The organism is Pseudomonas allokribbensis, assembly GCF_014863605.1.
Lineage (GTDB): Bacteria > Pseudomonadota > Gammaproteobacteria > Pseudomonadales > Pseudomonadaceae > Aquipseudomonas > Aquipseudomonas allokribbensis.
Window position 1 is genome coordinate 5,406,581 of record NZ_CP062252.1, and the last position, 14,716, is coordinate 5,421,296.

Here is a 14,716-nt window from a genome sequence, read left to right on the forward strand (position 1 = left end):
AGTGCCGGGAATTCAGTGCGGGCGATTGTAGATAGGTAGCGCCCTATACACCATGTCTTATCCCGAAATAATTTTTATCCGTTCGAGCAACAATCCATCACCATTTTTGCAAAAGTTCCGCATGTTATCGAAATCGATTCTCAACAAAAACACCAAAAAATGTAGGTCTATCGGCCTCAGTTCAGACAGCTCCGAAAGCTTTTTCTGACGTCGCGATCCGCGCAAAGCCCGATACCCCAAGGCTTTTGGCCATGTGCCAGCGTCTGTTAAAACTGCCTGATCCGGCACACGCGTGCAAAAACAGACAAACGCTGAAACAGACCAATCCTTTTTTGTAACAGCGCACCAATCCGTGCCTGTGAAACGCACTGCGACACAGCGCGTGTGACAACATGTCGCACACCTGTCGCACCGTCCCTTGCCGTTCGTCACGGTGTTTTCACAAAGACCCTGAAATGCAAAACGCCCCGATTTGCAGAACCGCAAATCGGGGCGTTTGTTTTATCGGCGCCGGGGCCGAAAAGTTGATTCAGCGCAGTGCTTTTCGGTTACGCGAAGTCAGCAGCGGCACCAGGATCACCACCAGCACGAAGGCCACCAGCGCCCATTGCGCCAGCGACAGACCGAGGATCGGCGGGTACGGCGTCGAGCAGAAACCGTCTACCTGAAAGCCCAGCGGGAAGATCTTCGCCAGCGGCAAATCATCGACGATCGGCTGCAGTACATCGATGCCGCAGCTCACTGCCGGGTAGAACTGGGTGTACACGTGATGCCCTGCGACACCGGCCCCGGCAATCGCGCAGATCACCACCAGCACTTCGAACACGGTGATGCTGCGGCGGGTGCGCATGGCCGCGCCGATGAACGCGAACAGCGCGATCAACAGCAGGGCATAGCGCTGCAGGATGCACAGCGGGCATGGCGCCTCGCCCAGCACGATCTGCATGTACAGCGCGCCGCCGATCAGCGCCAGGCAGATGATGCCCAGCAGCACCAGAAAGCGCCGCTCACGTCCCAATCGAATCGTTTCCTCGCTCATCGCGTTTCCCTTTCATGTCCATGGTTCAGCTGGCCGGCGGCTGCGCTTGCAGTTGCGCCATCAGGCTGATGTTGTCTTCGATATGCCAATTGGCCGCGATGCGACCGTTGTCGATCTGATAGATATCGGTTGCCCGGAAGTCTACACGCTGCCCCTGCCCTTTGAGAGCCTTGAACGTACCGGTGAAATGCCCGCGAAAGTGCAGATGCACCACCACGCGATCACCGGCGACGATCATTTGTTCGATCTCGCAGCTCAAGTCCGGTACCGCCGTGCGAAAGAACTTCGACGCCAGCAGCGGTCCCGTCGGCCCTTGCACCCGGCCTTCCGGCGGGGTCTTGTCGACAAACTGCGGCGACAGGGCTGCAGTGGCCAACGCCTCTTCGCCAGTGTTCCAGAAACTGCCATAACGCCGCGCCGCCAGTTCCATCGCGTCACGCTGCGCCTTGGGCAGGCTCTGATCGACGATCAGGGTCTGCGGCTGGATCAACGCGGATTCGGCAAAGGCAAACGGACTGGACAGCAAGGCAACCGACAGGCCCAAAGTGGCCAGGCTGAAACGGCGGGAGGAAGCGAAGTGCGACATGGGGGCGATCCTGATCATGTAAACGAACGAGCGCCTATCATCAGCATCGGGGAATAAACGATAAACCGGTTAAGAAACGATTAACCTTTAAACACTTTTTAAGAATCAGAACGGTTCGAAAAAAAGCGACCCGAGGATCTCGGGTCGCTCATCAGGCTTATTCCAGAGCAGCCGCCGGACCGAAGAACTCGTAACGGCTCTGTTTCTCCGGCACACCCAGCGCCTTCAGGTGACGCTTGATCGCCCCCATGAAGCCTTTCGGCCCAAGGAAATAGGCGTCCACATCACGCTGTTCCGGCAGCCACTCACCCAGTTGTTCCTGGCTCAGCAACCCGACCTTGTCCGCCGCCGGGCTCACGCCATCATCTTCGGCGTAGCAATAGAAGCGCTTGAGCTGCGGATAACGCTCGGCCAGACCATCGATCCAGTCACGGAACGCATGCACGCTGCCATTGCGCGCGCAGTGAATGAAATGCACCGGACGCTCAGTTTCCAGCGCCGCTTCCAGCATGGCCAGCGTCGGGGTGATACCGACGCCGCCGCTGATCAACACCAGCGGTTTGTCGCTGGCCGTCAGAGTGAACTCGCCCGATGGCGGGAACAGTTGGATGCTCGCACCGACATGCAGTTGATCGTGCAGGTGATTGGACGCACGACCGCCCGGTTCACGCTTGACGCTGATGCGGTACTGACCCTTGTTGGCCAGGGCAGACAGCGAGTAATTGCGGCGGATTTCTTCGCCGTCGAGCACCAGCTTCATGCCGATGTACTGCCCCGGCTCGGCCGCGAGGATCGGGCCTTTGTCCGCTGGCTCGAAGTAGAACGAAATGATTTCCGCACTCTCCTCGACCTTGGCCGCGACGATGAACTCCCGCGCCCCGCGCCAGCCGCCGACGGCTTGTTCTTTCTGGTCATAAATGGCGGTTTCGGCACCGATCAGGATGTCGGCCAACTGACCATAAGCAGCGCCCCAGGCACTCATCACTTCCGGCGTGGCGATTTCTTCGCCGAGCACTTCGGAGATGGCGCGCAGCAGGCAGGTGCCGACGATCGGGTAGTGTTCCGGCAGAATCTGCAACGCCACGTGCTTGTTGATGATCTTGGCCACCAGATCGCCCAACTGGTCGAGCTGATCGATATGGCGGGCGTACATCAACACGCCATTCGCCAATGCACGAGGCTGGTCACCGCTGGCCTGGTGAGCCTGGTTGAACAGCGGGCGGACTTCCGGGTACTCGGAGAGCATCATGCGGTAGAAATGGGTGATCAGCGCTTCACCGCCGCTTTCCAGCAGAGGCACAGTGGATTTGACGATGGCACGATCCTGGACGCTAAGCATAAGGGTGACTCCTGAGCTTTCTCTAAAAGTGCCTTAACCGTTTCAGTTATCGTGCCAATTAAATTATCCATATAAATCAATAAGTTGAAATTTATGTAGTCAGATCGACACAAGCCCATCTATAGTCGATTCGACTACAACGTGTCTCTTTGACTACAAGACCATGTCTGCCAAATCCCTGCTGACCGCCCTGCTCCCACTGGTTTCCGACCTGTCCCGCGAATTGCCCGAAGGCGAGCGCTATCGGCGCCTGCTCGAAGCCATGCGCGCCCTGCTGCCCTGCGATGCCGCCGCACTGCTGCGCCTCGATGGCGAGTGGCTGGTGCCGCTGGCTGTCGACGGGTTGAGCACCGACACCCTCGGCCGCCGCTTCAAGGTCAGCGAACACCCGCGCTTTGAAGTGCTGCTGGCAGGCGCAGGCCCGACTCGTTTCGCCGCCGACAGCGAATTGCCCGACCCTTATGACGGACTGGTCGATGGCCTCGACGATCACCTCGAAGTCCACGACTGCCTCGGTTGCCCGCTGTTCGTTGATGAAAAACTCTGGGGACTGATTACCCTCGACGCACTCGATCCGGAGCGATTCGAACCGATCGAACTCGATGCCCTGCAAGCCTTCGCCAGCCTCGCTTCGGCCACGGTCAACGCCGCCGAACGCATCGAACGCCTGGCGACTCGCGCCGAGGACGAACACCAGCGCGCCGAGGTTTATCGCCAGGCCAGCGGCCAGCAGAATCGCGAAATGATCGGCCAGAGCAAGGCCCACAAACGGCTGGTGGAAGAGATCAATCTGGTCGGCGGCAGCGACCTGACCGTGCTGATCACCGGGGAAACCGGGGTCGGCAAGGAACTGGTGGCCCAGGCGATCCACGCCGCTTCCAAGCGTGCCGACAAACCGATCATCAGCCTCAACTGCGCGGCCCTGCCGGACACCCTGGTGGAAAGCGAACTGTTCGGCCACGTGCGCGGCGCCTTCACCGGCGCCACCAGCGACCGGCGCGGCAAGTTCGAACTGGCCAACGGCGGCACGCTGTTTCTCGATGAAGTCGGCGAGTTGTCGCTGACCGTCCAGGCCAAGCTGTTGCGGGTTTTGCAGAGCGGCCAGTTGCAGCGTCTGGGTTCGGACAAGGAACACCAGGTCGATGTGCGCCTGATCGCCGCGACCAACCGCGACCTGGCCGAAGAAGTGCGCAGCGGCCGCTACCGCGCCGACTTCTATCATCGCCTGAGCGTGTACCCGTTGCGGGTCCCGGCGCTGCGAGACCGGGGCCGCGATGTGCTGCTGCTCAGCGGTTACTTCCTGGAACAGAACCGCTCGCGCATGGGCCTCAACAGCCTGCGCCTGAACAGCGACGCGCAAGAAGCGCTGCTTGCCTACACTTGGCCGGGCAACGTACGGGAACTGGAACACCTGATCGGACGCAGCGCGCTGAAGGCGCTGGGCAACTGCAAGGTGCGGCCGAAGATTCTCAGCCTGAGCGCGATGGATCTCGATCTGCCGCGCGAGGTTGTGGATAACTCGCCGGAGCCGGCCAGTGCCGTCCTCGCGATGCCGTTGATTTCCGGGGATCTGCGCGCAGCCACCGAGCAATATCAGCGGCAGTTGATCAGCGCAGCACTTGAGCGTCATCGGGATAACTGGGCTAGCGCCGCGCGTGAACTGGGGCTGGACCGGGCGAATCTGGGGCGCATGGCCAAGCGGTTGGGGATGAAATGACAGTCCCGCCGTCGGATTGGCGCCAGAATCCCTAAAGCCTGCCGGTTACAAGTCGATAACCCGGCATCAATAGTTTTCGGCGATTTCCACCCTCGCCCATCACCTTTTTTTCCACAGAAGGTTTTTATGTCTTCCAACAAAGCCCGCGCAGATTCACTTTCGCTTCTGCTGTTTACCTTGCGCAGCGGCAAGCTGATGGCGATCAACCTGCTGAAAGTCAGTGAAATCATCCCCTGCCCGCCGCTGACCAAGCTGCCGGAGTCGCACCCGCACGTCAAAGGCATCGCCACCCTGCGCGGCGCTTCGCTGTCGGTGATCGACCTGAGCCGTGCCATCGGCGAGCGTCCGCTGGAAGACCCGAACGGCGGCTGCCTGATCGTCACCGATGTCAGCCGTTCGAAACAGGGCCTGCACGTGCAGGCGGTGAGCAAGATCGTGCATTGCCTGACCACCGACATCAAACCGCCGCCGTTCGGCTCCGGCGGTTCCCGCGCCTACATCACCGGGGTGACCTCGGTCGACGGCACTCTGGTGCAGGTGCTGGACATCGAAAAGGTCATCCACAGTATCGCCCCGGCGCAAATCGAGATGGCCCCGACCGACCTGAGCATGGAAGACGCCGAAGTGCTGGGCAACGCGCGGATTCTGGTGGTCGACGACAGCCAGGTGGCGCTGCAACAATCGGTGCACACCCTGCGCAACCTCGGCCTGCAATGCCACACCGCCCGCAGCGCCAAGGAAGCGATCGACTGCCTGCTGGACCTGCAAGGCACGGCGCAGCAGATCAACCTGATCGTCTCCGACATCGAAATGTCCGAGATGGACGGCTACGCCTTCACCCGGACTCTGCGCGAGACCCCGGACTTTGCCCACCTCTACGTGCTGCTGCACACCTCGCTGGACAGCGCGATGAACAGTGAAAAGGCCCGCCTCGCCGGGGCGAACGGGGTGCTGACCAAGTTCTCCTCGCCAGAACTGACCCACTGCCTGATCGAAGCGGCCAAACACGTCGCCGCCCACGGACACTGAGCCTTGAGCGAAACGTTCTGTTTTCTGATGCGGCGCGACCTGAGCCAGGACGTGCCGGCCATCGAGTGGCCGAATGGCATCGAACTCACGACCTACAGCGCCGAACGGGCGCCCGCCGTGCATGAACTGATGCAAATCGGTTACCGCGAAGGTGGCGGCCGGGTGCCAGCACTGGACGTCTGGCAACAGCAGTTTGAAAACGATCCGGAATATGATCCCGCATTGTGCTTCATCGCCAGCGATGCAGACGGCGTCCTCGGCGTGGCGCAATGCTGGACCAGTTCCTACATCAAGAATCTGGTGGTGCATCCCCGCGCTCAAGGTCGTGGATTAGGCCGGGCGTTGTTGCTTCATGCGTTCAAGGCGTTTCGGGATCGGCGCGAAGGCTTTGTCGATCTGAAGGTACTGGAAGACAACCGTCGGGCGCAGAGCTTGTACGAAACGTCCGGAATGTATGTGGTCCGCCGGGAATTGGTGCCGGACTGACAAACTAAAATCCTGCGGCATACTCAAACCCTGGCGATCAAACCTCCAAGGATGCCCGAACCATGAAACGTCTCGCCCTCTCCGTGCTTTGTCTCATTGCCCCGTTTGCCCACGCTTCCAGCCCCGATGCCTGGGCCGCCCATGACAAAGCCGTACTCGCCAGCTGCACCAAGGCCAGTGGCCTGAAAGACGTCAAACCCGTCGGCAACGCTGCGCAATTCGATGACCGCGTCGGTTACACCGCGCTATTGCTGCAAGGTCAGTACCCACAAAAACACATGAAGGGCCAGCAAGGCACCGAGTTGTGCCTGTACAACAAAAAGTCGAAAACCGCGTTCGTCACCGAATGGGACTCGATCCGCCCGACCGCCAAGCCCTGAGTGAATGGCGCACAACTTGCTTCAACCCAGGCCTGCATGGCGGTTTTACGTCGCCGTTTCACACCCTGATTGAAGATCGCCCGCTCAATGAATACGACGTTTTCCTGCGTAGGTTGCGGCAAATGCTGCACCGATCACCACGTGCCTCTCACGCTGACCGAAGCCCGTATGTGGGCGGCTGACGGCGGTCAGGTGATCGTGTTGGTGGAAGCATTTCTCGCCAACGGCCTGGGCCTGCCGGAACAGCAGCGTGAGCATGCGCAGCGTCGTTCGGCGGTAGTGCGCAGCGGAAACTCCGACGCCCATGTGGCGATCACCTTCGCCGCCTACAACGTCGGTCCCTGCCGGAATCTTGACGAAGACAAGCTGTGCCGCATCTACGAGCGCCGGCCGCTGGTGTGTCGCATCTATCCCGCCGAAATCAATCCGCACATTCCGCTGAACCCTGCCGCCAAGGACTGCCCGCCGGAATCGTGGGAACAAGGGCCGGAGCTGATCGTCGGTGGTGAATTGGTGGATCAGGAACTGGTGACGCTGATCCAGCGCTCCCGTCAGGCGGATCGCGATGACATCCGGACCAAGGATGCGATCTGCGGGTTGCTCGGTATCCGCACCACGGCACTCAAGGGCGACGGGTTTACCGCGTACCTGCCAGACATGGGCGTGTTTGCCTCGGTCATCGATCAGGTCACCGCGCAACCATTGAGCGAAGTGGCCAGTGAATGGCTGTTTCACCTCTCCGGTGATGATGTCGCCGGGCAAGTGCTGGCGGCAGGTGCACAAGTGGTCACCGAGCCGCCGCAGACTTACGCGTTCATTTCCCTGCGCGCGGCCTAGGATCCCTGCCGCCGCCCCCAGAACTCCCGCGCCAGCGAACGCAAATCCCCCGCCAGCCCCGCCACGTCCTGTGAGTTGAGCTGGCTCTGGCGCCCTTCATCCACCGTCAGTTCACAGGCCGTGCGAATGCTGACAATGTTGCGGTTGATGTCCTCGCTCACCGCGCTCTGCTCCTCGACTGCGGCAGCAATCTGCAAGCTCATCTCGGTGATCTGCTCGACCCGGCCGCTGATGCCATCCAATGCCCGCGCCGCACGCTGGGCCTGTTCAACACTGTTATCCACATGCTCGCTGCTCTGCTGCATCACCAGCACCGCATCCCGCGCACCGTTTTGCAGGGTGCTGATCATCCGCTGAATCTCGTTGGTCGACTGCTGAGTGCGCTGGGCCAGACCCCGCACCTCATCGGCCACCACCGCAAACCCGCGCCCGGCATCCCCGGCCCGCGCCGCTTCGATCGCAGCGTTGAGCGCCAGCAGATTGGTCTGCTCGGCGATGCTGCGGATCACCTCCAGCACCCCGGAAATCTCGCTGCTGTGACCTTCGAGCTGATGAATCACCTCGGTCGCCCGCCCCAACTCCTCGGCCAGCCGCAACACCGCACTGCGACTCTCGCCGACCAGCAGATGCCCCTCACGGGTTTCCGTCCCCGCCATATCAGCCGCCACCGACGCCTGCTGCGCATGGCTGGCCACCTCGGCAACACTCGCCGCCATCTGATGAATCGCCGCCGCCACTTGATCGGTTTCCGCCTGCTGCGCCAACGTGCTGGTGTGACTGCTGTGCAAATGATCCACCAGTTGCGCGGCATGCCCGGCCAGTCGTTGCGACGCATCACCGATCCGCCCGACCACCGCGCCGACCTGGGCTTCGAGCATCTGCAAGGCGAACTCGATCTGCCCGAACTGATCCCGCCGCCCGGTATAAATACCCTGACTCAACGGATTATCGGCAATCTGCCGCGCACGCTCGGTCAGACGTTCCAGCGGCCGCAGCAACCAGCCCACGCCCAGGGCACAGGCGCCACTGCCGGCCACCAGCGCAGCGGCTTCGATGCCCATGGACTCCGGCCGCAGCCAGGCTTCAATCCCCAGCACCACCGCCAGCACCGAACTGCTCAGCACCATGATCCGCGTCCGCAACCCCAACACCGGCAGCCGCTGCCAACGCGACACCCGCTCCCCGCGCAACTGCGCGTAAGCCCGCTCTGCCGCAGCGACCTGCCGCGCATCCGGCCGGGTACGCACCGACTGAAACTCCACCGCCGCACCGTTCTGCGTGACCGGCGTGACATAGGCACTGACCCAATAGTGATCACCGTTCTTGCAACGATTCTTCACCAGCCCCATCCACGACCGCCCGCGCTTGAGCGTCTGCCACATATGGGCAAATGCCTGCGCCGGCATGTCCGGATGACGCAACAGGTTATGCGGCGTGCCCAGCAGCTCGTCACGGCTGTAACCGCTGATCTTGATGAAGTCGTCGTTGGCGTAGGTGATCGCGCTGGTCAGATCGGTGGTCGAGAGAATGTTCGCATCCGGCGCAACATCGACATTGCGCCCGGTCACCGGGAGATTGATCTTCATGGAAAGCGCGCTCGTTTTATTGGAAAGAGTCGGCAGGGCTGCTGACTCTAAGCGCACTAACTGGTTAAACGTTGATCTGGCTCAGGAACTGAGCACTTAGCCATCACTGTGATCGAAAATCACAGCGACGGCCGAGGCGGGAGTGAATCAGCGCTTGCCCATCGAACGGCGAGTGCCTGACGGTGCCACGCCCGGGATCTTGGCATGACGATCACCGTCCTTGCCCTTGAACTGCGGCTGCTTGGCCGCTTTGGCAGCCGCAAGGTCACCTGGCTTGAACGGGAACTTGAAGGCCGGGATCTTGGCTTTGGTTTCGTTGGTTTCAGCATGCTCGGCCGTGACGTCGCTGATAGCGTCATCAACTGGCGGTTGGGTCGGGGAAGTCATAAAAGCTCCGCAAAGCAAAAAGTCGGGCCCGAACAGTGAGCCGCGAAGGCGCGCAGTATACCCGCGCGCCCAATATCGGCACCTGAAGATTTACACGGCACGCCGAACGGCCTACAGATAACTGATGGTGACAATGCCCTTGTCGCTCGAAGTCTTCAGCGCCTCATACGTGACGGACAACGGCAACGCCTCATGACTGCACGCATTGCGATAGGAATCGACATCAAGCGTCAGGCCAGGCTTGACCTCAACCTGCCGCGACGCCTTCGAACCCAACGCCCCGACACGCCCCACCTCACAACCGGAATCGACAATCCGCCCGCTGAACCGAATCTCACCGGCACTCGTTTGCGGCGCGGCAAAAACACAAAGCGGAAGCAAGACAAGCGCAGCCGATATTGCGATTTTCAACTTCATGGCAAAGACACTCCCGAAAGACCCACCCCAATGGCGTCAGGGCCGTACACCGTGTATCCGCTGGTGGGGGCGGATCTTTAGGAGCGTAGTTGGCAGAGACCGGGAAGGATGAAAATCCGGAAATCGCCACCACCACCACCACCACCACCACCACCACCACCACCACCACCACCACCCTGCTCCTCACCACTCAACACGATGAGCGTTAGCTCGAGTAAAGCTTTTGACGTGCCGGCCCCTTCGGCAGGCTGAGTGGAGGGATTTATCCGGGGGTGGGCGCGCAGCGCCGTTTGGCGAAGCCAAACACATCGAGAGGAGGTGCAGCGAAGCAAACCGTAGGCGATGCCCCCGGATGAATCCCGTAACGAAGGAACACCGAGCCACAGCGAGGTGCCGAACGCCGGGGCCCAGCGTTTTGCTTACTTTTGGGCGTCTGCAAAAGTGAGCCGCTGTAAGAGCGGAACCGCCAGCCGCAACCCCCGCAGAAACGGATATTCACAAAGAACACCCAAAACCTGGTCGGCCCAAAGGCCGCCAAGCCCAAAGCCGAAACTGACAACCGCGACAGCCAGCCGTCACCCTCCTGACCCCCAAACAAGTTTATAAAGAACCAACCTGCCCAAACCCCGTCCCCCTGGCGCCCCACAAGCATGCAAATCCAGAAGAAAAAGGCCCTGCTCGCCACCCTGCTGATCGCCCTCGCAGCCGCTGGCCTGTGGTACGCGATAAAACCCGCACCGGCCAAACTCGCCGCCCCCACCGCCATCCCGGTCAGGGTCGTCGCCGTCAGCGAAAAAGACGTCCCCCGCTACACCAGCGGCATCGGCTCGGTCCTCTCGCTGCACAGCGTGGTGGTGCGCCCACAGATCGACGGCATCCTCACCAAGCTTCTGGTCAAAGAGGGTCAACTGGTCAAACAGGGCGACCTGCTCGCCACCATCGACGACCGCTCGATCCGCGCCAGCCTCGACCAGGCCCGGGCGCAACTGGGCGAAAGCCAGGCGCAACTGCAAGTGGCGCTGGTCAACCTCAAGCGCTACAAACTGCTCAGCGTCGACGACGGTGTATCGAAGCAGACCTACGACCAGCAACAGGCACTGGTCAACCAGCTCAAAGCCACCGCCCAAGGCAACCAGGCGTCGATTGACGCAGCGCAGGTACAACTTTCCTACACCCAGATTCGCTCCCCGGTCACCGGCCGCGTCGGGATTCGCACGGTCGACGAAGGCAACTTCCTGCGCATGACCGACACCCAGGGTCTGTTCACCGTGACCCAGATCGACCCGATCGCCGTAGAGTTTTCCCTGCCGCAGCAAATGCTGCCGACCCTGCAAGGTTTGATCAGCGATCCGCAGCGCGCCCAGGTCAAGGCCTACATCGGCGCCGACACCGATGGCGAAACCGGCAACCTGCTCGGCGAAGGTCACCTGACCCTGATCGACAACCAGATCAACGCCAACACCGGCACCATCCGCGCCAAGGCCGAATTCGACAACCCCAATCAGAAGCTCTGGCCCGGCCTGCTGGTGACGGTAAAGATTCAGACGGCGCTGGATAAAGATGCGCTGGTGGTCCCGCCCACTGTCGTACAACGGGGACTGGATCAACACTTTGTATACCGGGTCAACGGCGACAAGGTCGAAGCCGTGCAGGTGCAGATGGTTTATCAGGGCAGCGGCCAGGACATCATCAAGGGTGTGAAACCCGGCGACGTATTGGTCAGTGACGGCCAGTCGCGGCTCAAGCCCGGTTCGACCGTGCAGGTCATGAGCGAGCCGCCGCAGGTGGTGCAAGCGGAGCCCAAGCCATGAAGCAGCACAAAGGCGTTTCGACCTGGTGCATCGATCACCCGGTGGCGACGATTCTGCTGACCATCGCGCTGGTGCTGGTCGGGGTGATTGCCTTCCCGCGCCTGCCGATTGCCCCGCTGCCGGAAGCGGAATTTCCGACGATCCAGGTCTCCGCGCAACTGCCCGGCGCCAGCCCGGACACCATGGCGTCGTCCGTGGCCACGCCGCTGGAGGTGCAATTCAGTGCCATCCCCGGCATGACCCAGATGACCTCCAGCAGTGCGCTGGGCTCCAGTCTGCTGACCCTGCAATTCACCCTCGACAAGAGCATCGACACCGCCGCCCAGGAAGTGCAGGCCGCGATCAACACCGCCGCCGGCAAACTGCCGAAAGACATGCCGACCCTGCCGACCTGGAAGAAGGTCAACCCGGCCGACAGCCCGGTACTGATCCTCAGCGTCAGCTCGACCCAGATGCCCGGTACCGAACTCAGTGATCTGGTGGAAACCCTGCTGTCGCGTCAGATCAGCCAGATCGACGGTGTAGGCCAGATCAACATTACCGGTCAGCAACGTCCGGCGATTCGTGTACAGGCTTCGGCGGACAAACTGGCCGCCATCGGCCTGACCCTCGCCGACATTCGTCTGGCGATCCAGCAGACCAGCCTCAACCTCGCCAAAGGTGCGCTGTACGGCGAGTCGAGCATTTCCACGCTGTCGACCAACGACCAGTTGTTCCACCCTGAGGAATACAGCCAGCTCATCGTTTCCTACAAGGATGGCGCCCCGGTTCACCTGAAAGATGTCGCCAAAGTCGTCAACGGTTCGGAAGATGCCTACGTGCAAGCGTGGGCCGGCGATCAACCGGGGGTGAACCTGGTGATCTCCCGCCAGCCGGGGGCCAACATCGTCGAAACCGTGGATCGTATTCAAGCCGCCCTGCCCGGCCTCGAAGCCATGCTGCCGGCCTCGGTGCAGGTCAAAGTGCTGATCGACCGCACCCAGACCATTCGCGCCTCCCTGCATGAAGTGGAAATCACCCTGCTGATCGCGATCCTGCTGGTGGTGGCGGTGATGGCGCTGTTCCTGCGCCAATTGTCGGCAACGATGATTGTCTCGGCGGTGCTCGGCGTATCGCTGACCGCCAGTTTCGCCTTGATGTATTTACTCGGTTTCAGCCTGAACAACCTGACGCTGGTTGCGATTGTGGTGGCGGTGGGGTTTGTGGTCGACGATGCGATCGTCGTGGTGGAGAACATTCACCGTCATCTGGAAGCCGGCGACAGCATGCGCGAAGCAGCGGTCAAGGGCGCCGGCGAGATCGGATTCACCGTGGTCTCGATCAGTTTCTCGCTGGTGGCCGCGTTCATTCCGCTGCTGTTCATGGGCGGCGTGGTCGGGCGCCTGTTCAAGGAATTTGCCCTGACGGCGACCTCGACCATCATGATTTCCGTGGTGGTGTCGTTGACGTTGGCGCCAACGCTCGCAGCGCTGTTCATGCGCAAACCGGTGCATCACGCCCATGACAAACCGGGGTTCAGCGAGCGCCTGCTCGGCTGGTACGAAAAAGGCCTGCGCCGCGCCCTCGCCCACCAGAAACTGATGATCGCGGTGTTCGGTGTTTCTGTAGCGATGGCCATCGGTGGTTACATCTTTATCCCCAAAGGGTTCTTCCCGGTGCAGGACACCGGCTTCGTCCTCGGTACGACGGAAGCCGCCGCGGACATTTCCTACAGCGACATGGTGAAAAAACACCTGGCGATGGCCGAAATCGTCGCCGCCGACCCGGCCGTCCAGGCGTTTTCCCATTCGGTGGGTGTGTCCGGCAGCAACCAGACCATCGCCAACGGCCGCTTCTGGATTGCTCTGAAAAAACGCGGTGATCGCGACGTTTCGGCCAGCCAGTTCATCGACCGCATCCGTCCGCAACTGATGAAAGTCCCCGGCATCGTGCTTTACCTGCGCGCCGGCCAGGACATCAACCTCAGCTCCGGTCCGAGCCGTGCGCAGTATCAATACGTGCTCAAGAGCAACGACGGGCCGACCCTCGCCACCTGGACCCAGAAACTCACCGAAAAGCTGCGCAGCAACCCGGCGTTCCGTGACATTTCCAACGACCTGCAACTGGGCGGCAGCATCACCCACATCAGCATCGACCGCAGCGCCGCCGCGCGTTTCGGTCTGACGGCGAGTGATGTCGACGAGGCGCTGTACGACGCCTTCGGCCAGCGACAGATCAACGAGTTCCAGACCCAGGTCAACCAGTACAACGTGATCCTGGAACTGGACACCGCACAGCGCGGCAAAGCCGAAAGCCTCAACTATTTCTACCTGCGCTCGCCGCTGAGCGGGGAGATGGTGCCGCTGTCGGCGCTGGCCCGATTCGACGCACCGACCATCGGCCCGCTATCAATTGCCCACGACGGCATGTTCCCGGCCGCCAACCTGTCGTTCAACCTGGCGCCCGGCGTGGCGTTGGGTGACGCGGTGATCCTGCTCAATCAGGCCAAGGCCGAGATCGGCATGCCGACCGCGATCAGCGGCAACTTCCAGGGCGCGGCGCAGGCGTTCCAGAGTTCGCTGGCCAGCCAGCCGTGGCTGATTCTGGCGGCGCTGGTGGCGGTGTACATCATCCTTGGTGTGCTTTATGAAAGCTTCGTCCACCCGCTGACGATCATCTCGACCTTGCCGGCGGCGGGTCTCGGTGCGGTGATCATGCTGTGGATCTGCGGCCAGGACTTTTCGATCATGGCGCTGATCGGGCTGGTGCTGCTGATCGGTATCGTCAAGAAGAACGGCATCCTGATGATCGACTTCGCCCTGGAAGCGCAACGCCATCGCGGGCTGTCGCCGCAGGATGCGATTTTCGAGGCGTGTATCACGCGGTTCCGGCCGATCATCATGACCACCCTCGCCGCCCTGCTCGGCGCCCTGCCGCTGATGCTCGGCTACGGCACCGGCGCCGAACTGCGCCAACCGCTGGGGATCGCGGTCGTGGGCGGCCTGCTGGTCAGCCAGATGCTGACGCTGTTCACCACACCGGTCATATACTTGTGGCTTGAGCGGCTGTTCCACAAGCCCAAACCAGCGCCCGTCGCGGCGCTGGCAACGACAGACTGAGGCG

General features: G+C 61.4%; 13 protein-coding genes and 1 pseudogene. 7 read left to right on the forward strand and 7 right to left on the reverse strand.

The features are described 5' to 3' along the window. Positions 1-529: 529 nt before the first annotated feature. The 3 genes from IF199_RS24760 to hmpA all read right to left on the reverse strand — a co-directional run bounded on the left by IF199_RS24760 (position 530) and on the right by hmpA (position 2,964). The gene (locus IF199_RS24760; RefSeq protein WP_025109264.1) at positions 530-1,039 is read right to left on the reverse strand and encodes a disulfide bond formation protein B; all 510 of its coding nucleotides are present in this window, start codon (positions 1,037-1,039) and stop codon (positions 530-532) included. 25 nt (positions 1,040-1,064) lie between these two features. Beyond that, entirely contained in the window at positions 1,065-1,625 is a 561-nt protein-coding gene (locus IF199_RS24765; RefSeq protein ID WP_096822812.1) for an ester cyclase, read from the reverse strand. Positions 1,626-1,782: 157 nt separating this feature from the next. After that, complete coding sequence (gene hmpA / locus IF199_RS24770; protein ID WP_192558944.1) at positions 1,783-2,964, reverse strand: NO-inducible flavohemoprotein; 1,182 nt, start codon at positions 2,962-2,964, stop codon at positions 1,783-1,785. A gap of 163 nt (positions 2,965-3,127) precedes the next feature. On the opposite strand from hmpA, the gene norR reads away from it, so the two are divergent. The 5 genes from norR to IF199_RS24795 all read left to right on the forward strand — a co-directional run bounded on the left by norR (position 3,128) and on the right by IF199_RS24795 (position 7,413). Beyond that, positions 3,128-4,681: a nitric oxide reductase transcriptional regulator NorR gene (gene norR, locus IF199_RS24775; protein WP_192558945.1), complete on the forward strand. Its 1,554-nt coding sequence runs from the start codon at positions 3,128-3,130 to the stop codon at positions 4,679-4,681. A gap of 126 nt (positions 4,682-4,807) precedes the next feature. Further along, positions 4,808-5,710, forward strand: a complete 903-nt coding sequence (locus IF199_RS24780; RefSeq protein WP_096822815.1) for a chemotaxis protein CheV — start codon at positions 4,808-4,810, stop codon at positions 5,708-5,710. Positions 5,711-5,737: 27 nt separating this feature from the next. Further along, complete coding sequence (locus IF199_RS24785) at positions 5,738-6,196, forward strand: GNAT family N-acetyltransferase (protein WP_192561003.1); 459 nt, start codon at positions 5,738-5,740, stop codon at positions 6,194-6,196. A 62-nt stretch (positions 6,197-6,258) separates the two neighbouring features. Beyond that, complete coding sequence (locus tag IF199_RS24790; protein ID WP_192558946.1) at positions 6,259-6,576, forward strand: hypothetical protein; 318 nt, start codon at positions 6,259-6,261, stop codon at positions 6,574-6,576. A gap of 87 nt (positions 6,577-6,663) precedes the next feature. Beyond that, entirely contained in the window at positions 6,664-7,413 is a 750-nt protein-coding gene (locus IF199_RS24795) for a YkgJ family cysteine cluster protein (RefSeq protein ID WP_192558947.1), read from the forward strand. Here the strand turns inward: IF199_RS24795 and IF199_RS24800 are convergent. The 4 genes and pseudogenes from IF199_RS24800 to IF199_RS24810 form a co-directional block, all read right to left on the reverse strand. Then, positions 7,410-8,474, reverse strand: a complete 1,065-nt coding sequence (locus tag IF199_RS24800; RefSeq protein ID WP_425220395.1) for a methyl-accepting chemotaxis protein — start codon at positions 8,472-8,474, stop codon at positions 7,410-7,412. The genes IF199_RS24795 and IF199_RS24800 overlap by 4 nt on opposite strands. Before the next feature lie 243 nt (positions 8,475-8,717). Continuing rightward, positions 8,718-8,999 (reverse strand): annotated as a pseudogene (locus tag IF199_RS30690) (PAS domain-containing protein); the annotation flags it as partial. Between the two features lie 147 nt (positions 9,000-9,146). Next, the gene (locus tag IF199_RS24805) at positions 9,147-9,386 is read right to left on the reverse strand and encodes a hypothetical protein (RefSeq protein WP_096822819.1); all 240 of its coding nucleotides are present in this window, start codon (positions 9,384-9,386) and stop codon (positions 9,147-9,149) included. 111 nt (positions 9,387-9,497) lie between these two features. Next, positions 9,498-9,803, reverse strand: a complete 306-nt coding sequence (locus IF199_RS24810; RefSeq protein ID WP_192558949.1) for a type 1 fimbrial protein — start codon at positions 9,801-9,803, stop codon at positions 9,498-9,500. Between the two features lie 650 nt (positions 9,804-10,453). On the opposite strand from IF199_RS24810, the gene IF199_RS24815 reads away from it, so the two are divergent. Next, on the forward strand, positions 10,454-11,614 hold the full coding sequence (locus IF199_RS24815; RefSeq protein ID WP_096822821.1) for an efflux RND transporter periplasmic adaptor subunit: 1,161 nt from the start codon (positions 10,454-10,456) through the stop codon (positions 11,612-11,614). Further along, positions 11,611-14,712 (forward strand): multidrug efflux RND transporter permease subunit, encoded by a 3,102-nt coding sequence (locus tag IF199_RS24820; RefSeq protein WP_192558950.1) that lies wholly within the window; start codon positions 11,611-11,613, stop codon positions 14,710-14,712. The genes IF199_RS24815 and IF199_RS24820 overlap by 4 nt, the downstream gene beginning before the upstream one ends. The last annotated feature ends 4 nt before the right edge of the window (positions 14,713-14,716 follow it).